Genomic DNA, 20965 nt, shown 5'->3' with positions numbered 1-20965 from the left:
ACGAGGGTCGGCCGGATCCCCTGGGTACAGTGGAGCGGTGACCCAGCCGACCCTCTCCGACGAGCAGCAGCGGGTGTTCGACCTCATCGAGAACACCCGCGAGCACCTCTTCGTCACGGGCCGCGCCGGCACCGGCAAGTCGACCCTGCTCAACCACCTGAGCTGGAACACCGACAAGCAGATCGTCATCTGCGCGCCGACCGGGGTGGCCGCGCTGAACGTCGGCGGCCAGACGATCCACTCGCTGTTCCGGCTGCCGATCGGCGTGATCGCCGACTCCGACCTCGATCAGCCGCCCGAGCTGCGCAAGCTCCTCAACACCATCGACACCCTCGTCATCGACGAGATCTCCATGGTCAACGCCGACCTGCTCGACGGCATCGACCGCAGTCTCCGCCAGGCCCGGCAGCGCCGCTCCGAGCCGTTCGGCGGCGTCCAGGTCGTTCTCTTCGGCGACCCGTTCCAGCTCGCCCCCGTCCCGGGCGACCCGGAGGAGCGCGCCTACTTCGCCGACCGCTACCGCTCGCTCTGGTTCTTCGACGCTCTGGTCTGGCAGGAGGCGCCGCTGCGGATCATCGAGCTCGGCCGGATCCACCGGCAGAGCGACGAGCGCTTCAAGTGGATGCTCAACGCGGTCCGGTTCGGCATGGTGACGAAGGAGATCGCCGACGTCCTCAACGCCGCCGGTGCGCGCACCTCGCCGGAGAACGACGCCATCACCCTCGCGACCCGCAACGACACCGTGAACCGCATCAACCAGACCGCGCTCGCCCGGCTGAAGGGCCCGGTCAAGACGGCCTCGGCCGAGATCAGCGGCGACTTCGGCGGCCGCGCCTACCCGGCCGACCAGAACCTCGAGCTGAAGATCGGCGCGCACGTGATGTTCCTCCGGAACGACGCCGAGCAGCGCTGGGTGAACGGCACCATCGGCCGGGTGACGAAGGTCGCCGGCACGGTCTGGGTCGAGGTGGACGGCGAGGTGCACGAGGTCGAGCCCGCCACCTGGGAGCGCTACCGCTACTCCTACTCCGCCGCGACCAAGAAGCTGACCCGCGAGATCGTCGCCGAGTTCGCCCAGTTCCCGCTGCGCCTGGCCTGGGCGGTCACGATCCACAAGTCGCAGGGCAAGACCTACGACGCCGCCGTGGTCGACCTCGGATCGCGGGCGTTCGCCCCCGGGCAGACCTACGTCGCCCTCAGCCGGATCACCAGCCTGGAGGGGCTCTACCTCACGCGGCCGCTCCGCCCGAGCGACATCATCGTCGACAAGGACGTGCTGCGCTTCATGTCCGAGCGCCGGGCCGAGCCGGCCGCCGTCGCCGAGCCGGAGCCCGCCACCTCCTGAGCCGACCACCGCCCCAGTGGACGGTCGATCCGTCCGGCGATCGGTCAGGCCGCGGCGCGGGAGCGGGCGAGGTCGCGGAAGAGCTCGGTCGTGAGCCGGTATGCCTCCGCCACCTCGGCGATGACCCGGTCGCGCTCGTCGTCGTCCCAGCCCGCCGCGTCGAGTTGCTCGCGGTAGACGGCACGGAAGGCGGACGGAGTCGCGATCTCGCCGTAGAGGTAGAAGCCGACGCCGTTCGTCTCGAAGCCGAAGCGCCGCTGCAGCAGGGTGCGCACGATCGCGCAGCCGGACAGGTCGCCGAGGTAGCGCGTGTAGTGGTGCGCGACGAAGCCGCCGCTCCAGCCGCTGGCGACCGTGCGGATGCGCTCGACGTACGCCGCCGTCGAGGGCAGCGGGGCGATGCGCGAGCGCCAGTCCTCGCCGACCAGGAAGCGCAGGTCCTCCGCGATGGCCGGGAGTCGGGTGAGCTTGGGCGAGATGAAGGGCGCGGCGACCGGGTCGCCCGCCATCGCGTCGGCCACGGCCTCGAGCGCCTCGTAGACGAAGTAGTGCTGCGAGATCATCGCGACGTAGTCGTCGCGGCTGCCGGAGCCGGTCATCAGCGCGGTCATGAACGCCGAGACCTCGTCGTCGCCGCCCGCCGCGCCCATCCGCGTGCGAAGGGCCTCGGAGAACGGGATGACGTTCGAGATGCGGTGCTCCGGCACGATGACCCCCCTGCGTTTCTTAGGTTGGCCTTACCTTAGCCGGAGTGCGGCGATCGCCACCAGGGGGGAGGGCGATCAGTGCCCGTGACCGCCGGTGACGGAGGTGGTCATCATGCCGCCCATGTCGCCGGTGCCCTCGGACGAGGCGGAGAGCGCCGGGGTGGCGAGGGCCGAGACGAGCAGTGCCCCGGCGAAGAGGCCGAGCACCGCACGCGGAGCCGAGACGGGCCGCTCGGCGGCGGTGCGCGAGCGGAGCGTCGCCGCGACGACGCCGGCCGCGACCAGCTGCAGGGCGCCGGCCGCGAGGGCGGGCAGCGGATCGCGCAGCAGTCCGGCGGCGATCGCGAGGACGAAGCCGGCGACGGTCGCCCCGGTCACCGCGAGCGCGATCCGCGGGACGACGATCCGGCCGCGGGCGAGGACGAGCACGCCCCAGAGCAGCTCCGCGACGCCGAGGGCGGCGATCGGCAGGGTCGCCGCGTCGAGCTGACCGGCGGCGAGGGAGAGGTGCACGAGGCCGGCCCCCAGGCCGGCGAAGGCGGCGTTGCCGCGGGCGACGGTGCTCATCGTGGTCTCCGATCAGGCTGCGGGCTGCCGTGACGAGAAATGTCGAGGACGACGAGTCGAGAAGGACGAGAAGAGGCCCCGGATCGACACACCGCATCGTGTCGTCCGGGGCCGTTCGGTCCGTCCGCCGCGGAAAACGGCGGGCCCACGGCGGACGGAGTTGAGGGGGAGCGGACGAGTCCGCTCCGGGTCAGGCGGTCGCGGTGCGCGGCCGGGTGCGCTTCTCGGCGGTGAGCCCGACTCCGAGGAGGACGAGCGCGCTGGCGAGGTGCAGGAAGTGGTCGGCCGTGTTCAGCGCGAGCACGTTGAGCGCGGTGTTCACCAGGAAGAAGCCGACGACGCCGAGGGCGAGGTAGACCGCTCCGACGGTCGTGTTGACCGTCTTGGCCGCCGAGGCGGTGGAGAGACCGGCGATGAGAAGTGCGCCGCCGATCAAGAGGTGGGCGATGTTGTGCAGCGGGTTGACCTCGAAGATGCCGAGGAGCAGCCCGCCCTCGGTGGCGAGGAACTGGACGCCGCCGGTGACGACGAAGCCGAGCAGGCCGACGACGACGTAGACCGCTCCGAAGAGCGTGGCCAGCAGTCGGTTCGGTGAGGTGCGCATGATCCCTCTTCTCCCTCCGCGCAGCGCCTCCGCGCCGCACACAGACTCTTCGGAGCGGGTGCCGGGTCGGTTTGGAGTCGGACGGGGCGGATGTCGGCGGGGGCCGGACCGCTGGTCACGGTCGGGACACGAATGCCGCCGTCCCCCACCCTCGCCGCGACCCCGGCGGGTCCCGCCCGTAGGGTGGAGGGGTTCCACAGGGCGTCCGCGGGGGGAGTCGAACGGCATGATCGGTGGCCGCAGATCGACCGGGGTCGCGGCTCTCGTCGCGCTCGCCCTCGCCCTCGCCCTCACCGGCTGCACCGGCGGGACGGACTCCGTCGTCGAGGACGCACCTCCCGGCCCCGTGTCCGACGAGCTCGCGGTCGCGCTCTCCGGCTTCCTCACCGAGGCGCAGGGGGTCGCGGGAGCATCGGGCGCCGTCGCCGGCGTCTGGTCGCCCTGGGCCGGCGGCTGGGAGACGGCGATCGGCACCGTCGGCGATTCCGCGGGCACGCCGGTGACCACCGAGGCGCATCTGCGGCTCGGCACGGGCGGCACGGAGGCGATGACCTGCGACGTGGTCGTCGCGCTCGCCGAGAAGGGGACTCTCGATCTCGACGCCGATGTCGGCGACACGCTCACCTCGCTGCCCGGCATGGAGGGGATGACGCTCCGGCAGCTCTGCGCGCACACCGCCGGGCTGGCCGACTTCCGCTCGATCCTCTGGCCCACCGTCGTGCAGAACCCCGCGCGCCAGTGGCCGACGCTCGAGCTCGTCTCGGCGGCGCAGATCAGCGCGCCGATCGCCGAGCCAGGGGCCGCCTGGTCCGAGTCGTCCACCGGTCCGCTCCTCGCCGGTCTCGTCGCGACGCAGGCGACCGGGCGCGGCATCCAGTCGCTCTACGACGAGTACGTCGTCTCCCGCTACGGCCTCACGAGCACCCGCCTCCCCGGCGACTCCGAGCTCGATCTGCCCGCCCCGGCGATGCTCGGCTTCGCCGCGGGCCTCGACCCGCGCTCCGGCGCCGTGCAGTGCGAGAACCGCCGCGACCTGTCGGCGGCGTCGCCCTCCTCGCTCGGCGCGGCGGGCGGTGTCGTCACCGACCTCGAAGACCTGCGACGGCTCGCCGTCGGGCTGGCGGCCGACCCGGCGGGCGACGCGATGTGGGCGGACCCGGTCCCGCAGGGTCAGGGGCGCGCGGACTGGCTCCTCGCCGGGCTCGGCGGCCACCAGGCCGGCCCGCTGCGCGGCTTCTCCGGCATCGCCCCGGGCTTCCTCACCGCCGCCTACTCCGACCCGGTGTCCGGGCTGACCGTCGCCGTCGCCTTCAACAGCTCCACGGCGGGCGAGAACTTCGCGGCGGTCGCCGCCCGCGGGCTCGCCGCGATCGCGGTCGAGCAGGGCGCGGCGACCGGCGCCGCCGGACTCCCGCAGCTGCCCTGGACCTCGGACGGCGAGCGCGGTGCGGTGCAGGGCACTCAGCCCCGCTGCTGACGGCCGCCGTCCGCGATCGGTCCTACCCTGGAGCCATGCCGATCACCCCCGACACCAAGGACTGGACCTGGGTGCTCGAGCGCCCGTGCCTCGAGTGCGGCTTCGACGCCTCGCTCGTCGAGTCCACCGCCGTTCCCGCCCTGATCCGCCAGAACGCGGCCGCCTGGCCGTACGTCCTCGAGCGCGACGACGCCGCGGGGCGGCCGGACGACGAGACCTGGTCGCCGCTGGAGTACGCGGCGCACGTGCGCGACGTGCACCGCATCTACCGGATGCGCCTGGGCCTGATGCTGGAGGGCGATGACCCGCTGTTCCCGAACTGGGACCAGGACGTCTCCGCGGTGGAGGAGCGCTACTCGGAGCAGGACCCGGCCGCGGTCGGCCGCGAGCTGGTCGAGGAGGCGGCCCGCATCAGCGACGTCTTCGAGGGGGTCGCCGGCCGGCAGTGGCAGCGCCCCGGGCGCCGCAGCGACGGCGCCTCGTTCACCGTCGAGACGATCGCGAAGTACTACCTGCACGACGTGCAGCACCACCTTCACGACGTGCGGGGCTGAGCCCCGCCGTCAGCAGTCGATGAGCTGCGGGTTGAGGAACGACAGCGTCCGCGCGTAGGCGAGGGCCGCGGCGGCCGGGCTGACCGACTCCCGCAGGGTGGCGTTCGCGAAGTGGCGCTGCGTCTCGGGGTAGGTGTGCGCTGTGACGGGCGTGCCCGACTCCTTCAGCCGGCCGACGAACGACTCCGGGTCGTCCCCCTCCGGCCAGTCGTCGCTCTGCGCGTAGTGCAGGAGGGTCGGGCACGGCACGAGCGCGTGCTCCTCGCGGCCGAGGGTGGCGTAGTAGGCGACGACGGCGTCGACGAGGCCGCTCGCCGCGACGAGCAGGCCCAGCCGGCCGCCGAAGCCGAAGCCGATGATCGCGGACCGCTGCGCTCCGGCGGCCGCCCCGGTGCGCACCGCGTCGGCCACGGCGGCGAGTGCGCGGTCCTGCGCGGCCATCGCGGCGAGGTCGCGCGCATCCTCCGGCGCGAGTGTGGCCCACCCGTCGTAGAGGTCGGGGACGAGCACGTGGTAGCCGTGCTTCGAGACCGCCTCCGCGAACGGCTCCAGCCACGGCAGCCGGCCGAACACGTCGTGCAGCACGACCACGGTCGGCCGGCCGGGCTGCCCGTACTCGAGGGCGACGCCCGGCGACGGGATCTGCACCAGCTCGCTCACCCCTCCACCCTGCACCGCGGAGCGCGCCGATCCGCCGCTTCGCGCCGATCCGCCCGGCGTGTCGCGGGTCGCGACCGCCCGCGGACCGCTCCGGTGCTCGAGGACCGTGTCGACGACTGCCCAGGATCGACGGGTGCCCAGGATCGACGAGTGCTCAGGATCGTCTGGTCGATCGCACCCGTCACCGGGACTCGATGCAGGCCTCTCGCTCCGGCGGCCGGGAGGCGGACTCGCGGAAGAGTCCGTTCACCGACCGCTGAAACGCGATGTTGTTCCACCCGGGGTGATGCGGGGCGCTGTTGGAGCCCGCGATCGTTCCCCAGTAGCCGAGCTCGGCGCATCGGCGCACCGCGTGCTCGGCCAGCTGCCGGCCGAGCGGGCCGTCCTCGAAGTCCGCGTGCAGCGGGGTGTAGCCGATCCAGCCCTCGCCGACGACCGCGGGGATGCCCCGCTCCCAGGCCAGGTCCGCGAACGCCTGCAGGCGCTCGTCGATCGCCGCCTGCATCGAGGAGCGGTGATCGGCGTACTCGCGCTCGAGCCAGGCGTCCCACTTCTGCGGGTCCACCCAGTCGTAGGCGTAGAACATGCTGGGGGAGATGCCGGTGGCGTCCCGTCGCCAGGGGGCGATCGACGCGCTCCAGTCCTCGAACGCGGGCGCGTCGTCGCGGAGGAGCGACACCAGCTCGGGCGAGGGGAAGACCGGCGGCTCCGCCCGCACTCCGGCCCAGCTCTCGAGCGCGCCGAGCACGCCGTAGACGTAGAAGTGCGCGTGCGCGACCTGGGCGTTCTCCGGGACGGCGTCGAGATCGAGGTGGGGCGGGACGCCGTAGCAGACCGTCGAGAGGACCTCGGGGTGATCCTCCTGGAACCGGCCGAGCGCCTCTTCGAGGTAAGGGCGCAGCGCCCAGAAGACGTCGGCACCCGGCTCGGCGACCTCGCGCAGGCGCGAGAGGTCGACCTCGTTGTGCAGCTCCACGTAGGCGACGCGGTCGGCCAGGTCGTGTCCGGCGAGGAAGTCGATCAGGCGGGAGAGCGACCGGGCGAGCGCGAGGCAGCGCTCCTCCGGCGCGATCGCGCTCAGCATGTCGTGCCACGACGGGTCGTCGAGGAAGGCGGGATTCTGCTGGTCCTCCCACGACGAGACGATGACGAAGACGCCGTGCTTCTCCGCGAGCCGGAACAGCTCGAGGAGGCGCGCCCTCAGGTCGAGGGTGTCGCCGCCGGCCACGTTGTACCAGCGCGTGCCCTGCCCGACGCCCTCGGCGACCGGGGCGAAGGTGAGCGCGGAGGTGTCGAGGTCGTGCTCGCCGAAGAGCAGGAGCGGAGCGGCGCAGAGGCGCACGGTGTTGTAGCCGCGGTCGACCGTCTGCTGCAGGGCCGCGTCCAGGTCGTGGAGCGGCTCACCCGGACGCGTCTGCGTGAACCAGGTGAAGTCCCAGAGGCAGACGGTGAGCGTGGCGGGCAGCTCGGTCGCGGGGGTGGTCATGGTCGACATCCTCGTCCTCTCGCTCTCCGCGCGACGACGACCTCACGCGTGGGATGGTTGCGCTACCATTCTGGCGTGCCGGATGAAGAGTCGCAAGGATCGACCTCCCTCTTCGACCTCGTCGATGCCGTCCTGAACGACGTGCGGGCGAAGAGGAGCCAGGATGGTTGCATGACAGAAGCCCCCCGGCGCCCGTCGCTCGCAGACGTGGCGCGTCTCGCCGGTGTGGCACCCGTCACCGCCTCCCGCGTCGCCAACGGGCAGACCAACGTCGTGCCCGCCACCCGTCAGGCCGTGCTGGACGCGATGCGCACCCTCGGCTACCGGCCCAACGGCGCCGCGCGCGCCCTGAAGAGCGGCTCGTTCCGCACGATCGGCGTCGCCGTCTTCAGCCTCGACAGCCTCGGGATGACGCGGACCATCGACTCGATCGCCCGCGCGGCCGCCGACGCCGGCTACGCGATCACCCTGGTCCCGGTCTCGGCGCCGAGCCAGACCGGGCTGAACGGCGCCTTCACTCGCTTCGGCGAGCTGGCGGTCGACGGCCTCATCGTCATCGTCGAGACGCACCTGCGCGACACGGACGAGCTGACCCTCCCGGCGATCCCGCGCGTGCTCGTCAACGCGGCCGCCGGGGCGAGCGGGCCCGTGGTCGACGCCGACCAGGCCGGCGGCGTCCGATCGGCCGTGGAGCACCTGCTCGCGCTCGGCCACCGGACCGTGCACCACATCGCCGGCCCGCGCGGCTCGTACGCGGCCGAGCGCCGCGAGGCGGCCTGGCGGGAGGCGCTGCTCGCGGCAGGTGCGCCCGTCCCCGCGGCGCGCTACAGCAACTGGCGCTCGGACGGCGGGTACCTGCAGGGCGCCGCGCTCGCCGAGAGCGGCGAGTGCACCGCCGTCCTGGTCGCGAGCGACGAGGCCGCGCTGGGGGTCTATCGCGCGTTCGCGGAGCACGGTCTGCGCATCCCCGAGGACGTCAGCGTCGTGGGTTTCAACGACATCCCGGAGGCGCAGGACTTCTCCCCGCCGCTGACGACGATCCGGCAGGACTACGCCGCGATCGGCGCCCGCTGCGTCGGGATCCTGCTCGAGCAGCTCGCCGACGGAGTGAGCGACCGCCCGGTCGTCGAGCTGGTGCCGACGACGCTGGTCGTGCGCAAGAGCACCGCCCCGCCCGCGGATTCCTCGCCGGCCTGAGCTCACCGGCCTGAGCTCGCGGCGGGGAGGAGAACTGTGGAGCGAGTGACGGGAATCGAACCCGCGCCATCTGCTTGGGAAGCAGAAGTTCTACCATTGAACTACACTCGCGCGGCGCCGCTCGGGCGCACCGCACCATGGTAGCAAGCCCCGCACCCTAAGCTCGCCTCGTGCTGCTCTCCGATCGCGACATCAAGCTCGAACTGTCCTCCGGCCGCGTCGGGCTCTCGCCGCACGATCCGGCGATGATCCAGCCCTCGTCGGTCGACGTGCGGCTCGACCGCTTCTTCCGGCTGTTCGACAACCACCGGTACCCCTACATCGATCCGGCGGAGGATCAGCCCGAGCTGACGCGCCTGGTCGAGACCCCGGCGGGCGAGGCGTTCATCCTGCACCCGGGGGAGTTCGTGCTCGGCTCGACCTACGAGGAGGTCGCGCTGCCCGACGACATCGCTGCGCGGCTCGAGGGCAAGAGCTCGCTCGGGCGGCTGGGGCTGCTGACGCACTCGACGGCGGGCTTCATCGATCCGGGCTTCACCGGTCACGTCACCCTCGAGCTGAGCAACGTCGCGACGCTGCCGATCATGCTCTGGCCGGGGATGAAGATCGGCCAGATGTGCTTCTTCCGCCTCAGCTCGCCCGCCGAGCACCCCTACGGCTCCGCGTCCTACCTCTCCCGCTACCAGGGCCAGCGCGGCCCGACGGCCTCCCGCTCGTCCCTCAACTTCCACCGCACCGACGTCTACACGGACTGACCCGTCCCGCGAGATGCCACTTGTGTACGCGACACGCCGAGGGAAGCGTGCACAAGTGGCATCTCGCGGAGGGGTCAGCCGAGCAGGCGGGGGAGCTGCAGGACCAGCCAGGGGGAGAAGGCCCAGGGGGTCGCGCGGACGGCGGCGAGCGTCGCCTCGGGGTCGACCCACTCGACGTCCATGACCTCGTCGGCGCGCGGGTTCAGCGCGTCGCGGCTGGAGACCGTCGCGGTGTAGACGGGGCAGATCTCGTTCTCGACGATCCCGGAGGCGTCGACCGCGCGGTAGCGGAAGTCCGGCAGCGCGACCTCGAGCGACTCGAGCCGGGCGCCGAGCTCGCGCTCGGCCCGGCGCACCACCGCGTCCTCGATCCGCTCGCCCGGGGCGGGGTGCCCGCAGAAGGAGTTGGTCCACACTCCCGGCCAGGTGCGCTTGCCGAGCGCGCGCCGGGTCACCAGCAGGGCGCCGTCCGGCGCGAAGACGTGGCAGGAGAACGCGAGGTGCAGGGGGGTCGCCGTGTCGTGCACGGTCGCCTTGTCCGCCACGCCGACGGCGGTGCCGGACTCGTCCAGCAGGACCACCTCCTCGACGAGATCCAGCTGCTCGAACTCGTCGGTGCGCACGGCGATTCCTTCCGAAGTCATGACCGTAAGTCAAGCACGACGCCGGAACTCAGCCGGCTTATCGATCCAGAACCGATTTTGTTAGCCTCGACCCCGTGGATACGCGCGACCCCGTGGTTCTCTCCCGAAGGCGGCAGGAGCACGTCGATGCTGTCCTCGACCGGTTCTTCTCGCTCGCGCGCTCGCGAGCGACCCGGCTCGGACCCCGGTACCTGACCCTCTGGCAGACCATCGAGGCGAACACCCGCGGCGGCAAGCGCTTCCGCCCGCTGATGGTGATCTCCGCCTACGAGGCGCACGGCGGCCTCGACCCGGAGGCGTCCGCCCACCTCGGCGCGGCCTTCGAGCTCCTGCACACCGCGCTGATCGTGCACGACGACGTCATCGACCGCGACTTCGTCCGCCGCGGCGGCCCGAACGTCTCCGGCAGCTACCGCGACGAGGCGACGACGGCCGGACTCTCCATCCCGATCGCCGAGCACCGCGGCACCTCGGTCGCCGTGATCGCGGGCGATCTGGCGCTCACCGGCGCGCACCGCTTGGTCGAGGGCGTCGGCGCCTCCGACGGCGTCCGCGCGCGACTGCTCACCCTGCTCGACGAGGCCGTCTTCGCCTCCGCGGCCGGGGAGCTGGCCGACGTCGACTTCTCGCTGATGCCGGGCATGCCCTCCGTCGACGAGGTGCTCGAGATGGAGCGCCTGAAGACCGCGGTCTACTCCTTCGAGGCGCCGCTGCAGGCCGGCGCGATCCTGGCCGGGGCCGATGACGCGGCGGTGGACGCGCTCGGCGCCTTCGGCCGCGGCATCGGCATCGCCTACCAGATCGTCGACGACCTGCTCGGGGTCTTCGGCTCCGAGGGGCAGACCGGCAAGACCACGCTCGGCGATCTCCGCGAGGGCAAGCGCACCGTCCTGATCGCGCACGCGGCCGGCACCGACCGCTGGCGCGAGATCGAGGGGCTGATCGGCGACGAGCACCTCGACCCCGAGACGGCGGAGCGGGTGCGCTGCATCCTCGAGGAGTGCGGCTCGCGCGGCTACGCGGAGTCGCTCGCCAGCGACTTCGCGAACCGCGCCTGGGACGCGCTGCACACCCCCGCGGTGACGGAGGCGTTCCGCACCGAGATGCGCCCGCTCGTCTCCAGCGTGCTGGGGCGCACCCGATGACCGCCGCCCGCCACGCGCGGAGCGGCGCTGCGATGCCGGTCGCCGCCCGTTCGCGCCGTACGGTGGCACGATGAGCCGGCAGAGCGAACTGTACGACCGCGTCGCCCACGAGGCGTCCGCGCAGGTGATCCGGCGCTACTCCACCTCCTTCGGCCTCGCCACCCGCCTGCTCGGCGCCGGCGTGCGCGAGCGGGTCGAGGACGTCTACGCCCTGGTGCGCGTGGCCGACGAGATCGTGGACGGGGTCGCCGAGGAGGCGCAGCTCGACCGCGCCGCCGTCGAGGAGGCGCTCGACGCCTTCGAGGCCGAGACCGAGCGCGCGCTCGCCAGCGGCTACAGCGCGAACCTCGTCATCCACGCCTTCGCCCGGACGGCGCGGGCCACCGGCTTCGGCACCGAGCTCACCGCTCCGTTCTTCGCCTCGATGCGCGCGGACCTCCGCGAGACGGTGCACACCCCCGAGTCCTTCGAGAGCTACGTCTACGGCTCCGCCGAGGTCGTCGGGCTGATGTGCCTGCACGTCTTCCTCGCCGCACCCGACGCCGGCCTCGTCTCGCCCGCCGCGCGTCAGCGCCTCGTCGCCGGGGCCCGACGCCTCGGCTCGGCGTTCCAGAAGGTCAACTTTCTCCGCGACCTCGCCGCCGACGTCGACGGCCTCGGCCGCAGCTACTTCCCGGGCGTCGACCCGCGCGCGTTCTCCGAGCGCGACAAGGCAGCGCTGCTCGCCGACCTCGACGACGACCTCGCCGCGGCGGGCGCCATCGTGCCGGAGCTGCCGCGCTCGAGCCGGCGTGCCGTGCTGCTCGCGCACTCGCTGTTCGCGGCGCTCGCGGACCGCATCCGCGCCACCCCGGCCGAGGAGCTCCTCCGCGCCCGGGTCAGCGTGCCGACCGCGACGAAGGCGGCGCTCGCCGCCCGCGCCGCCGTCTCGACCCTCGGCCCGCGCCTGGGTGCAGGGCCCGCCCGCGCCTCGCGCTCGGCGAGCGGCCCGCACCGCGCCGTCGTGATCGGCGGCGGCATCGGCGGGCTCGCCTCCGCGGCGCTGCTCGCCCGCGACGGCTGGGACGTGACGCTGCTCGAGCAGCGCGAGGTCGTCGGCGGCCGCGCCGGCTCGTGGGAGCGCGACGGCTTCCGCTTCGACACCGGCCCCTCCTGGTATCTGATGCCGGAGGTGTTCGACCACTTCTTCCGCCTGATGGGCACCAGCGCCGCCGAGCGGCTCGACCTGAAGCGGCTCGACCCGGGCTACCGCGTCTACAGCCAGGGCATCGCCGAGCCGATCGACGTGCTCGCCGATCTGGAGTCGAACCTCGCCCTGTTCGAGAGCATCGAGCCCGGCGCCGGCGCCCGGATGCGCGTCTACCTCGAGTCGGCCCGCGACACCTACGAGGTCGCCAAGCGCCGCTTCCTCTACACGAGCTTCGCGTCGTTCCTGCCGCTGCTGCGCCGCGACGTGCTGAGCCGCACCGGTCGGCTCGGCCGCCTCCTGCTCACCCCGCTCGACACCTTCGCGGCGACCGCGGTCACCGACAACCGGCTCCGGCAGATCCTCGGCTACCCGGCCGTCTTCCTCGGCTCCTCGCCGTTCGCGGCGCCGAGCATGTACCACCTGATGAGCCACCTCGACCTGGCCGACGGGGTGCTCTATCCGATGGGCGGCTTCACCCGCCTGATCGCGGCGGTCGCCGAGGTGGCGGAGGAGGCGGGCGTCACCGTCCGCACCTCCTCGCCCGCCACGCGCATCCTCACCGCGCGCGCCCCGCGCGGCAGCCGCCGCGGGGCCGAGGTCGTCGGCGTCGAGTACGAGGGTCCGGACGGGACGGAGCGGCTCCCCGCCGAGCTCGTCGTCAACGCCTCCGACCTGTTCACCACCGAGCAGTCGCTGCTGCCCGACGAGCTGCGCAGCTATCCGCCCGAGTACTGGGAGAACCGCGAGCCGGGCCCGAGCGCCGTGCTGGTGCTGCTCGGCGTCCGCGGTGCACTGCCGCAGCTCGAGCACCACACGCTGCTCTTCACGAGCGACTGGCGCGAGAACTTCGGCCGCATCTTCGGCGAGAACCCCTCCGTGCCGGACCCGGCGTCGATCTACGTCTGCCGCCCGAGCGCGACCGACGACGGCGTCGCTCCCGAGGGACATGAGAACCTCTTCGTCCTCGTGCCGATCCCCGCGGACACCTCGATCGGCCACGGCGGGATCGACGGGGCCGGCGACGCGAAGGTCGAGGCGATCGCGGACGCCGCGATCCGGCAGATCGCGACCTGGACCGGCGCCGAGGACCTCGCCGAGCGCATCGTCGTCCGCCGCACCATCGGCCCGGCCGACTTCGAGAGCGATCTCGGCGCCTGGCGCGGCTCGATGCTCGGACCGGCGCACATCCTCTCGCAGAGCGCGTTCTTCCGCTCCGGCAACGCCAGCGCGCACGTCGACGGTCTGCTCTTCGCGGGCAGCTCGACGATCCCGGGCATCGGTCTGCCGATGTGCGTGATCAGCGCCGAGGTGATGCTCAAGCGCGTGCGCGGCGACGTGTCGACCGAGCCGCTGCCGGTGCGCGACGCGCCGTCGGCGCCGGTCGCGCCCCGTGTGGCTCCTGAGGTCCGTGTAGCTCCCGAGGTCCGTGTGGCTCCTGACGTCCGTGCGGCCGAGCCGATCGCCGCGGCCGCGGGGGAGTAGCGCGTGGGGGTCCTCTATCTGCTCGCGCTCGTCGTCTCGATCTCCGGGATGGTCGTGCTCGACAGGCGCTTCGGGCTGTTCTTCTGGGTCGACGCGCGGCGGGCGGCGATCGTGCTGCCGGCCGGCGTCGTGTTCTTCCTGCTCTGGGACCTGGCCGGGATCGGCCTCGGCGTCTTCTTCCGCGGCGAGACGCCGTACATGACCGGGCTGCAGCTCGCGCCGGAGCTGCCGATCGAGGAGGTCCTCTTCCTCACGCTGCTCTGCTACCTCACCATGGACGTCCACGGCTTCCTCGCGAAGCGGGCGGAGGCGCGCGCGTGACCTACCTGCTCCTGAACGCGGTCTTCCTCGCGGTGGTCGCGGTGCTGCTCGTGGTCGCGCTCCGCCGCGGTCGGCTCCGGCTGCCCGCGCTGCTCGGCACTCTCGCGGTGCTGCTCGTGATGACCGCCGTCTTCGACAACATCATGATCGGCGTCGGGCTCCTCGTCGCCTACGACGACGACCTGATCTCCGGAATCCGGATCGGCGTCGCCCCGATCGAGGACTTCGCCTATGCGATCGCCGCCGCGCTCGCCCTGCCGGCGCTGTGGACCCTCCTGCCGGCCCGTCGGCGGAGCGCCGCGTGAACCGGCTGCGCGCGCTGTTCGTCTCGAGCCGCCCGCTGAGCTGGGTCAACACCGCGTACCCGTTCGCCGCGGCGTACCTGCTGACCACCCGCGAGATCGACCTCGCCTTCGTGCTCGGCACGCTCTACTTCCTGATCCCCTACAACCTCGCGATGTACGGGATCAACGACGTCTTCGATTACGAGTCCGACCTGCGCAACCCGCGGAAGGGCGGCGTCGAGGGCGCGGTCCTCGACCGCAGCGAGCACCGGGCGACGCTCATCGCGGCGGTGGCGACCAACGTCCCGTTCCTGATCGCGCTCCTGCTGCTCGGCTCGCCGCTGTCCTGGCTGATCCTCGCGGTCAGCGTCTTCGCCGTCATCGCCTACAGCGCGCCCGGTCTGCGCTTCAAGGAGCGGCCGTTCGTCGACTCGCTCACCTCCGCGACGCACTTCGTCAGCCCGGCGGTCTACGGCCTCGCACTCGCGGGGACGACGCCGACGCCGGGGCTGTGGGCGCTGCTGATCGCGTTCTTCCTCTGGGGGATCGCGAGCCACGCCTTCGGGGCGGTGCAGGACATCCTGGCCGACCGCGCGGGCGGCATCGGCTCGATCGCCACCGTGATCGGCGCGAAGGCCACCACGCGCTTCGCGATCGGCGCGTACGTCGCGAGCGGTCTGCTCCTGCTGCTGCTGCCGTGGCCGGGGATGCTCGCGGCGCTGCTGGCGATCCCGTACGCGGCGAGCATCTGGCCCTACCGTTCGCTGACCGACGAGCAGGCCGAGCGCGCGAACGCGGGCTGGAAGCGCTTCCTCGCGCTGAACTTCCTGACCGGGTTCCTGGTCACGCTGCTGCTGATCCTCTTCTGGCTCGCGACCTGACCGGGCGCGCTACCCGACCGGGCTCGCGACCTGACCAGGCGCGCTACCGGATCGCGGCGGCCGCGGGCGTCCTGACCGGCAGCAGCAGCGCGAGGCCCGCGGCCAGCACGACCACGAGCCCGAGGATGCCCCAGTACTGCACGTCGGCCTCGCTCGAGACGCCCGCGGCGATCGAGACGGCGGCCGCGAAGGCGGCGGGAGCGAGGAAGGACGCCGCGCGGCCGGTGGTCGCGTAGAGCCCGAAGATCTCGCCCTCGCGGCCCTCGGGGATGAGCCGCGCGAGGTAGCTGCGGCTCGCGGACTGCGCCGGGCCGACGAAGAGGCACAGCAGCAGGCCGAAGACCCAGAACGCGGTCGGGCCGGCGTCGTGCAGGGCGAAGACGGCGGTGCCGCAGACGATCAGCCCGATCAGCGACGCGACGATGACCGACTTGGGGCCGAGCCGGTCGTCGAGCGAGCCGACCGCGATGGTCGCGACTCCCGCGACGATGTTGGCCGCGATCGCGAACAGGATGACCTGCCCGGCGCTGAAGCCGAAGGTGCCCTGCGCGAGCACGCCGCCGAAGGTGAAGACGCCGGTGAGGCCGTCGCGGAAGACGGCGCTCGCGAGCAGGAAGGCGAGCGTGGTCGGGCTCTCGCGGCGCAGCGCCCCGATCTGGCGGAAGAGCGCGCGATAGGAGGCGAGGACGCCCACCTTCTCGCCGGCGTCCGGCCGGCCGGGCAGCTCCGGCACCGCGAACAGCACGGGCAGCGCGAAGACGGCGAACCAGATCCCGGCGATCAGGATCGAGACGCGGACATCGAGCCCGTCCTCGCCCGTCACGCCGAAGAGGCCGACCTCGGGCGAGATGAAGCCGAAGTAGAGGATGAGCAGCAGCGCGATGCCGCCCACGTAGCCCATGCCCCAGCCGAAGCCGGAGACGCGGCCGATGCTCGCGCGGGTGGAGACCTGGCTGAGCATCGCGTTGTAGTTGACGCTCGCGAACTCGAAGAAGACCGTGCCGACGGCGAGCAGGCCCAGCCCGAGCCAGAGGAACGCCGGGTCGGGCCGGACGAAGAACATCAGCAGGATGCAGGCGACGACGACGGCGGAGTGGATCCCGAGCCAGCGGCGCCGGCGCCCGCCCAGATCCGCGCGGCGACCGGTGACCGGGGCGATCAGCGCGACGACGACGCCGGCGCCCGCGAGGGTCCAGCCGAGGGCCGTCGAGACCTCGCTCGAGGTGCCGAACAGGCCGTCGGTCGTGAGGTAGACGGTGAAGACGAACGTCGTGACGACGGCGTTGAAGGCGGCGCTGCCCCAGTCCCAGAGCCCCCACGCGAGGACGGGCCAGCGGCGGGTGCGGAGGGTGGCACGGGCGGTCATGCACTCACCGTAGGGGGCGCGGGAGAACGGGAGGTAGCGTGGCGTGCGGTGCAGCCTGAGAGTTGAGCCGACCCGACTCAGGTTCTCGGCCCCCGACTTGACTCGGCGGTGCGACTGCGTAAACTTGAGCCTGCGGGACTCAACTCCCGCACCCGACTTTCCCGCAGAAGATCCACCAGTGAAGGGGCGGCCCGACGGCCGCCCACGAAGGAGAAACACGCTATGTCCCGTGCCGTAGGCATCGACCTGGGAACCACCAACTCGGTCGTGGCCGTCCTCGAGGGTGGCGAGCCCACCGTCATCGCGAACGCCGAGGGCTTCCGCACCACCCCGTCCGTCGTCGCGTTCACCAAGGACGGCGAGGTGCTCGTCGGCGAGACCGCGAAGCGCCAGGCCGTGACGAACGTCGACCGCACCCTCGCCTCCGTCAAGCGCCACATGGGCACCGACTGGACGTTCGCCGTCGAGGAGAAGAAGTACACGCCGCAGGAGATCTCGGCGCGCATCCTCGGCAAGCTCAAGCGCGACGCCGAGCAGTACCTGGGCGAGAAGGTGACGGACGCGGTCATCACCGTCCCGGCCTACTTCAACGACGCCGAGCGCCAGGCGACGAAGGACGCCGGCGAGATCGCCGGTCTCAACGTGCTCCGCATCATCAACGAGCCGACCGCCGCGGCGCTCGCCTACGGCCTCGACAAGGGCAAGGAGGACGAGCTCATCCTCGTCTTCGACCTCGGTGGCGGAACCTTCGACGTCTCCCTCCTCGAGGTGGGCAAGGACGACGACTTCTCCACCATCCAGGTCCGCGCCACCTCGGGCGACAACCGCCTCGGCGGCGACGACTGGGACCAGCGCGTCGTCGACTACCTGGTCAAGCGCTTCAAGGACTCGACCGGCGTCGACGTCTCGAAGGACAAGATCGCGCGTCAGCGCCTCAAGGAGGCGGCGGAGCAGGCCAAGAAGGAGCTCTCCTCGAGCACCTCGACCAGCATTCAGCTGCCCTATCTCTCGCTCACCGAGAACGGCCCCGCGAACCTCGACGAGACGCTGACCCGCGCCAAGTTCGAGGAGCTCACGAACGACCTGATCGAGCGCACCCGCAAGCCGTTCACCGACGTCATCGCGGAGGCGGGTGTCAAGGTCGACGACATCGCGCACGTCGTCCTCGTCGGCGGCTCGACCCGCATGCCGGCCGTGGCCGAGCTCGTGAAGAAGCTCACCGGCGGCAAGGAGCCCAACAAGGGCGTCAACCCGGACGAGGTCGTCGCCGTCGGCGCCGCCCTGCAGGCCGGTGTCCTCAAGGGCGAGCGCAAGGACGTCCTGCTCATCGACGTCACGCCGCTCTCTCTCGGCATCGAGACCAAGGGAGGGATCATGACCAAGCTCATCGAGCGCAACACGGCCATCCCGACCAAGCGGTCCGAGACCTTCACCACGGCCGACGACAACCAGCCGTCCGTCGCGATCCAGGTGTTCCAGGGCGAGCGCGAGTTCACCCGCGACAACAAGAACCTGGGCACCTTCGAGCTGACCGGCATCGCGCCGGCGCCGCGCGGCATCCCGCAGGTCGAGGTCACCTTCGACATCGACGCCAACGGCATCGTGCACGTGTCCGCCAAGGACAAGGGCACCGGCAAGGAGCAGTCGATGACGATCACCGGCGGCTCGTCGCTGCCGAAGGACGACATCGACCGCATGGTGCGCGAGGCCGAGGAGCACGCCTCCGAGGACAAGGCCCGCCGCGAGGCCGCCGAGGTCCGCAACAACGCCGAGACCCTCGCCTACTCGATCGACAAGCTGATCAAGGAGAACGAGGACAAGCTGCCCGAGGACGTCAAGACCGAGGTCCAGGGCGACGTCGACGCGCTGAAGACCGCGCTCGCCGGCGACGACGACGCGGCCGTCAAGACCGCGTTCGACGCGCTCAACGCCTCGCAGACCAAGATCGGGCAGGCCATCTACTCGCAGGACCAGGCCGCGCAGAGCGCTCCGCAGGACGCGCCGGCCGAGGGCGAGAAGAAGGACGACGAGGACATCGTCGACGCCGAGGTCATCGACGAGGACGAGCCGAAGGACACGAAGTAGCGATGGGGAAGCACAACCAGGAGCCCGCCGAGGGCGTGCCCGAGGACGAGCAGACCGGTGCGGCCGACGGCGCCGAGGCGGCCGCGTCCGCCCAGGACGCCGAGGGCCTGATCGAGGCCGAGGGGCCCGACGTGGAGACGACGCTCTCCGACGCCGACCTCTCGTTCCTCTCCGGGCAGTCCGACGCCGAGACGCTCGCGGCCGAGCACCTCGCCGACCTCCAGCGGGTCACCGCGGAGTACGCGAACTACCGCAAGCGCACCGAGTCGAACCGCCAGGTCGACAAGGAGCGGGCGATCGGCGACGCGGTGAAGGTCATCCTCCCCGTGCTCGACGACATCGACCGCGCCGAGAAGCACGGCGACCTGGCCGAGGGTGGTCCTTTCACGGCCATCGCGCAGAAGCTGCGCGGCGGCATCGAGAAGCTTGGGCTGGTGAAGACCGGCGCCGTGGGCGACCTGTTCGACCCGAACATCCACGAGGCGATCTTCCAGCAGCCCACCCCCGGCGCCGAGACCTCCACGGTCGCGGACGTCGTGGAGTCGGGCTACTACCTCGGCGGCTCGCTGCTGCGCGCCGCCAAGGTGGTCGTCGCGGTCCCGGCCGACTGACCCACCTCCCGCACCGCCGCGGAACCTCCGCTCCCGACCAGGGGCCGTCCCGGAGACGGGCGGCCCCTGCCGGGCGCCGAGGGTCCCGAGTCACGACACAGAAAGAGGCGCATGGCCAGCCAGGATTGGTTCGACAAGGACTTCTACAAGATCCTCGGTGTCTCGAAGGACGTCTCCGCGGCGGACCTCAAGAAGACCTACCGCAAGCTCGCCCGGCAGTTCCACCCCGACTCCAACCCGGGGGACGCGAAGGCCGAGGCGCGCTTCAAGGAGATCAGCGAGGCGTACACCGTCCTCTCCGACGCGGAGCACCGCAAGGAGTACGACCAGATCCGCGCGATGGGCTCCGGCGCCCGCTTCACGGCCGGCGGCCAGCCCGGCGGCTTCGACGACGTCTTCGGCAACGTGTTCAACCAGGGCGGCGGCGGCCGCACCTCCTACAGCACCCAGCAGGGTCCGCCCGCCGGCTTCGAGGACATCCTCGGCGGCATGTTCGGCAACGCGGGCGGCGGCCGCTTCGGCCAGCCCAGCGGCGGCTTCCGCGGTTTCGGCGGTCCGCAGAAGGGCGCCGACGTCACCGCCAGCACCACCATCGACTTCCGCACCGCGACCCAGGGCGACACCGTCCAGCTGCAGACCGGTGAGGGCCGCGCGCTCTCCGTCCGGATCCCGGCCGGCGTCGCCGACCAGCAGAAGATCCGCGTGCGCGGCAAGGGCCGCCCGAGCCCCGACGGCGGAGAGCCCGGCGATCTCGTGCTGACGGTCGCCGTGCGCAAGCACCCGGTCTTCGAGCGCGACGGGCTGAACCTCCGCGTCACCGTCCCCGTCACCTTCGTCGAGGCCGTCTTCGGTGCCACGATCGAGGTGCCGACGCTCGGCGGCGACCCGGTGAAGCTCCGCGTCGCCCCCGGCACCCCGAGCGGCCGCGTGCTGCGCGTGAAGGGGCGCGGCGTCGCCACCGGCAAGGGCACGGGCGACCTGCTCGCCGAGATCCAGGTCGCGGTGCCGGATCACCTGTCCGGTGCGGCGCGCGACGCGCTCGAGGCCTTCGCGGCCGCCGAGCCGTCGGACAACCCGCGCGACGACATCCTGGAGAAGGCCCGCTACTAGCGCGCGCCGAGCCGATCGGGGCCGGCCGGAGAGGAGGAGACGTGGACGAGAGCACCCCGGTGTTCGCGATCGCGGTCGCCGCCGACCTGGCCGGCATGCATCCGCAGACCCTGCGCCAGTACGACCGGCTCGGCCTGGTCCGCCCCACCCGCACGGCCGGGAAGTCGCGCCGCTACTCGATGCGCGACGTCGTGCAGCTGCGCGAGGTCGCCCGGCTGTCCTCCGAGGGCGTCTCGCTCGAGGGCATCGCCCGCATCCTCCAGCTCGAGAACCAGGTGCTCTCGCTGTCGCAGCGCGTGCGCGAGCTCGAGTCCGCCTTGGCCGACGAGCTGCTCAACCGCCCGGGTCGCCGCGTGTTCGCCGCGGGGCTCGAGGGCGACGTCGTCACGCTCCGGCACGGCACGCGCGCTCAGCGGCGCACCGAGCTCGTCGTCTGGCGGCCGCTCCCGCGCGGGGGCGACGACGGGGCCCCCGAGCGGGGCTAGCCTGACAGAG

Annotated in this window: 21 protein-coding genes and 1 tRNA gene; 14 read left to right on the top strand and 8 right to left on the bottom strand. The window is 72.2% G+C overall.

Translation table 11 applies throughout. The features are described from left to right. Positions 1–37 precede the first annotated feature (37 nt). Positions 38–1345: a DEAD/DEAH box helicase gene (locus GSU72_RS16420; RefSeq protein ID WP_159985992.1), complete on the top strand. Its 1308-nt coding sequence runs from the start codon at positions 38–40 to the stop codon at positions 1343–1345. Positions 1346–1389: 44 nt separating this feature from the next. Here GSU72_RS16420 and GSU72_RS16415 read toward each other — a convergent pair whose 3' ends face one another. The 3 genes from GSU72_RS16415 to GSU72_RS16405 form a co-directional block, all read right to left on the bottom strand. Beyond that, the gene (locus GSU72_RS16415; RefSeq protein ID WP_159986894.1) at positions 1390–2037 is read right to left on the bottom strand and encodes a biliverdin-producing heme oxygenase; all 648 of its coding nucleotides are present in this window, start codon (positions 2035–2037) and stop codon (positions 1390–1392) included. A 90-nt stretch (positions 2038–2127) separates the two neighbouring features. Next, positions 2128–2619: a hypothetical protein gene (locus tag GSU72_RS16410; protein ID WP_159985991.1), complete on the bottom strand. Its 492-nt coding sequence runs from the start codon at positions 2617–2619 to the stop codon at positions 2128–2130. A gap of 190 nt (positions 2620–2809) precedes the next feature. After that, the gene (locus tag GSU72_RS16405) at positions 2810–3223 is read right to left on the bottom strand and encodes a DUF4383 domain-containing protein (protein WP_159985990.1); all 414 of its coding nucleotides are present in this window, start codon (positions 3221–3223) and stop codon (positions 2810–2812) included. Between the two features lie 226 nt (positions 3224–3449). Between GSU72_RS16405 and GSU72_RS16400 the strand changes: the two genes are divergently transcribed. Together GSU72_RS16400 and GSU72_RS16395 are read left to right on the top strand one after the other, a co-directional pair. Next, positions 3450–4700: a serine hydrolase domain-containing protein gene (locus GSU72_RS16400; protein WP_159985989.1), complete on the top strand. Its 1251-nt coding sequence runs from the start codon at positions 3450–3452 to the stop codon at positions 4698–4700. Positions 4701–4735: 35 nt separating this feature from the next. Further along, on the top strand, positions 4736–5254 hold the full coding sequence (locus tag GSU72_RS16395) for a DinB family protein (RefSeq protein WP_159985988.1): 519 nt from the start codon (positions 4736–4738) through the stop codon (positions 5252–5254). Between the two features lie 9 nt (positions 5255–5263). Here GSU72_RS16395 and GSU72_RS16390 read toward each other — a convergent pair whose 3' ends face one another. Together GSU72_RS16390 and GSU72_RS16385 are read right to left on the bottom strand one after the other, a co-directional pair. Beyond that, positions 5264–5914, bottom strand: a complete 651-nt coding sequence (locus GSU72_RS16390; RefSeq protein ID WP_159985987.1) for a dienelactone hydrolase family protein — start codon at positions 5912–5914, stop codon at positions 5264–5266. Between the two features lie 181 nt (positions 5915–6095). After that, entirely contained in the window at positions 6096–7400 is a 1305-nt protein-coding gene (locus GSU72_RS16385) for a cellulase-like family protein (protein WP_159985986.1), read from the bottom strand. A 171-nt stretch (positions 7401–7571) separates the two neighbouring features. Here GSU72_RS16385 and GSU72_RS16380 point away from each other — a divergent pair, with 171 nt between their 5' ends. Next, complete coding sequence (locus tag GSU72_RS16380) at positions 7572–8597, top strand: LacI family DNA-binding transcriptional regulator (RefSeq protein ID WP_159985985.1); 1026 nt, start codon at positions 7572–7574, stop codon at positions 8595–8597. A gap of 37 nt (positions 8598–8634) precedes the next feature. On the opposite strand, the gene GSU72_RS16375 is transcribed toward GSU72_RS16380, so the two are convergent. Further along, a tRNA-Gly gene (locus GSU72_RS16375) sits at positions 8635–8708 on the bottom strand. A gap of 59 nt (positions 8709–8767) precedes the next feature. Between GSU72_RS16375 and dcd the strand changes: the two genes are divergently transcribed. After that, positions 8768–9352, top strand: coding sequence for a dCTP deaminase (gene dcd, locus GSU72_RS16370; RefSeq protein WP_159985984.1), 585 nt, complete (start codon positions 8768–8770; stop codon positions 9350–9352). Between the two features lie 74 nt (positions 9353–9426). Here the strand turns inward: dcd and idi are convergent, their stop codons facing one another. Then, positions 9427–9996 (bottom strand): isopentenyl-diphosphate Delta-isomerase, encoded by a 570-nt coding sequence (gene idi, locus GSU72_RS16365; RefSeq protein WP_159985983.1) that lies wholly within the window; start codon positions 9994–9996, stop codon positions 9427–9429. A gap of 74 nt (positions 9997–10070) precedes the next feature. Here idi and GSU72_RS16360 point away from each other — a divergent pair, with 74 nt between their 5' ends. The 5 genes from GSU72_RS16360 to GSU72_RS16340 all read left to right on the top strand — a co-directional run bounded on the left by GSU72_RS16360 (position 10071) and on the right by GSU72_RS16340 (position 15298). Beyond that, positions 10071–11141, top strand: a complete 1071-nt coding sequence (locus GSU72_RS16360) for a polyprenyl synthetase family protein (protein WP_244255860.1) — start codon at positions 10071–10073, stop codon at positions 11139–11141. Between the two features lie 70 nt (positions 11142–11211). Then, on the top strand, positions 11212–13812 hold the full coding sequence (gene crtI / locus GSU72_RS16355) for a phytoene desaturase family protein (protein WP_159985982.1): 2601 nt from the start codon (positions 11212–11214) through the stop codon (positions 13810–13812). A gap of 3 nt (positions 13813–13815) precedes the next feature. After that, complete coding sequence (locus GSU72_RS16350) at positions 13816–14133, top strand: lycopene cyclase domain-containing protein (RefSeq protein ID WP_159985981.1); 318 nt, start codon at positions 13816–13818, stop codon at positions 14131–14133. Further along, positions 14130–14438, top strand: coding sequence for a lycopene cyclase domain-containing protein (locus tag GSU72_RS16345; protein ID WP_159985980.1), 309 nt, complete (start codon positions 14130–14132; stop codon positions 14436–14438). Before GSU72_RS16350 ends, GSU72_RS16345 begins: the two co-directional genes overlap by 4 nt. Continuing rightward, positions 14435–15298: a prenyltransferase gene (locus tag GSU72_RS16340; protein ID WP_159985979.1), complete on the top strand. Its 864-nt coding sequence runs from the start codon at positions 14435–14437 to the stop codon at positions 15296–15298. Before GSU72_RS16345 ends, GSU72_RS16340 begins: the two co-directional genes overlap by 4 nt. A gap of 43 nt (positions 15299–15341) precedes the next feature. Here the strand turns inward: GSU72_RS16340 and GSU72_RS16335 are convergent, their stop codons facing one another. Beyond that, positions 15342–16664 (bottom strand): MFS transporter, encoded by a 1323-nt coding sequence (locus GSU72_RS16335; RefSeq protein WP_159985978.1) that lies wholly within the window; start codon positions 16662–16664, stop codon positions 15342–15344. A 222-nt stretch (positions 16665–16886) separates the two neighbouring features. On the opposite strand from GSU72_RS16335, the gene dnaK reads away from it, so the two are divergent. From dnaK to GSU72_RS16315, 4 genes are all read left to right on the top strand, one after another. Continuing rightward, positions 16887–18749: a molecular chaperone DnaK gene (dnaK, locus tag GSU72_RS16330; RefSeq protein ID WP_159985977.1), complete on the top strand. Its 1863-nt coding sequence runs from the start codon at positions 16887–16889 to the stop codon at positions 18747–18749. Between the two features lie 2 nt (positions 18750–18751). Next, positions 18752–19360 (top strand): nucleotide exchange factor GrpE, encoded by a 609-nt coding sequence (locus GSU72_RS16325; RefSeq protein ID WP_159985976.1) that lies wholly within the window; start codon positions 18752–18754, stop codon positions 19358–19360. 111 nt (positions 19361–19471) lie between these two features. Continuing rightward, complete coding sequence (locus tag GSU72_RS16320) at positions 19472–20470, top strand: DnaJ C-terminal domain-containing protein (protein ID WP_159985975.1); 999 nt, start codon at positions 19472–19474, stop codon at positions 20468–20470. Positions 20471–20511: 41 nt separating this feature from the next. Then, entirely contained in the window at positions 20512–20955 is a 444-nt protein-coding gene (locus GSU72_RS16315) for a MerR family transcriptional regulator (protein WP_159985974.1), read from the top strand. Positions 20956–20965 lie beyond the last annotated feature (10 nt).

This window comes from Rathayibacter sp. VKM Ac-2760, assembly GCF_009834185.1.
GTDB lineage: Bacteria > Actinomycetota > Actinomycetes > Actinomycetales > Microbacteriaceae > Rathayibacter.
The sequence above is the reverse complement of the archived record's forward strand: the minus strand, read 5'-3'. Positions and strand labels throughout refer to the sequence as shown.

Excerpts from the sequence above, each read along its gene's own strand:
- GSU72_RS16335 (WP_159985978.1), bottom strand. The coding sequence starts at position 16,664 with ATGACCGCCCGTGCCACCCTCCGCACCCGCCGCTGGCCCGTCCTCGCG.
- GSU72_RS16400 (WP_159985989.1), top strand. The coding sequence starts at position 3,450 with ATGATCGGTGGCCGCAGATCGACCGGGGTCGCGGCTCTCGTCGCGCTC.
- GSU72_RS16325 (WP_159985976.1), top strand. The coding sequence starts at position 18,752 with ATGGGGAAGCACAACCAGGAGCCCGCCGAGGGCGTGCCCGAGGACGAG.
- idi (WP_159985983.1), bottom strand. The coding sequence starts at position 9,996 with ATGACTTCGGAAGGAATCGCCGTGCGCACCGACGAGTTCGAGCAGCTG.
- GSU72_RS16410 (WP_159985991.1), bottom strand. The coding sequence starts at position 2,619 with ATGAGCACCGTCGCCCGCGGCAACGCCGCCTTCGCCGGCCTGGGGGCC.
- GSU72_RS16405 (WP_159985990.1), bottom strand. The coding sequence starts at position 3,223 with ATGCGCACCTCACCGAACCGACTGCTGGCCACGCTCTTCGGAGCGGTC.
- GSU72_RS16380 (WP_159985985.1), top strand. The coding sequence starts at position 7,572 with ATGACAGAAGCCCCCCGGCGCCCGTCGCTCGCAGACGTGGCGCGTCTC.
- GSU72_RS16320 (WP_159985975.1), top strand. The coding sequence starts at position 19,472 with ATGGCCAGCCAGGATTGGTTCGACAAGGACTTCTACAAGATCCTCGGT.
- GSU72_RS16395 (WP_159985988.1), top strand. The coding sequence starts at position 4,736 with ATGCCGATCACCCCCGACACCAAGGACTGGACCTGGGTGCTCGAGCGC.
- crtI (WP_159985982.1), top strand. The coding sequence starts at position 11,212 with ATGAGCCGGCAGAGCGAACTGTACGACCGCGTCGCCCACGAGGCGTCC.
- dnaK (WP_159985977.1), top strand. The coding sequence starts at position 16,887 with ATGTCCCGTGCCGTAGGCATCGACCTGGGAACCACCAACTCGGTCGTG.
- GSU72_RS16385 (WP_159985986.1), bottom strand. The coding sequence starts at position 7,400 with ATGACCACCCCCGCGACCGAGCTGCCCGCCACGCTCACCGTCTGCCTC.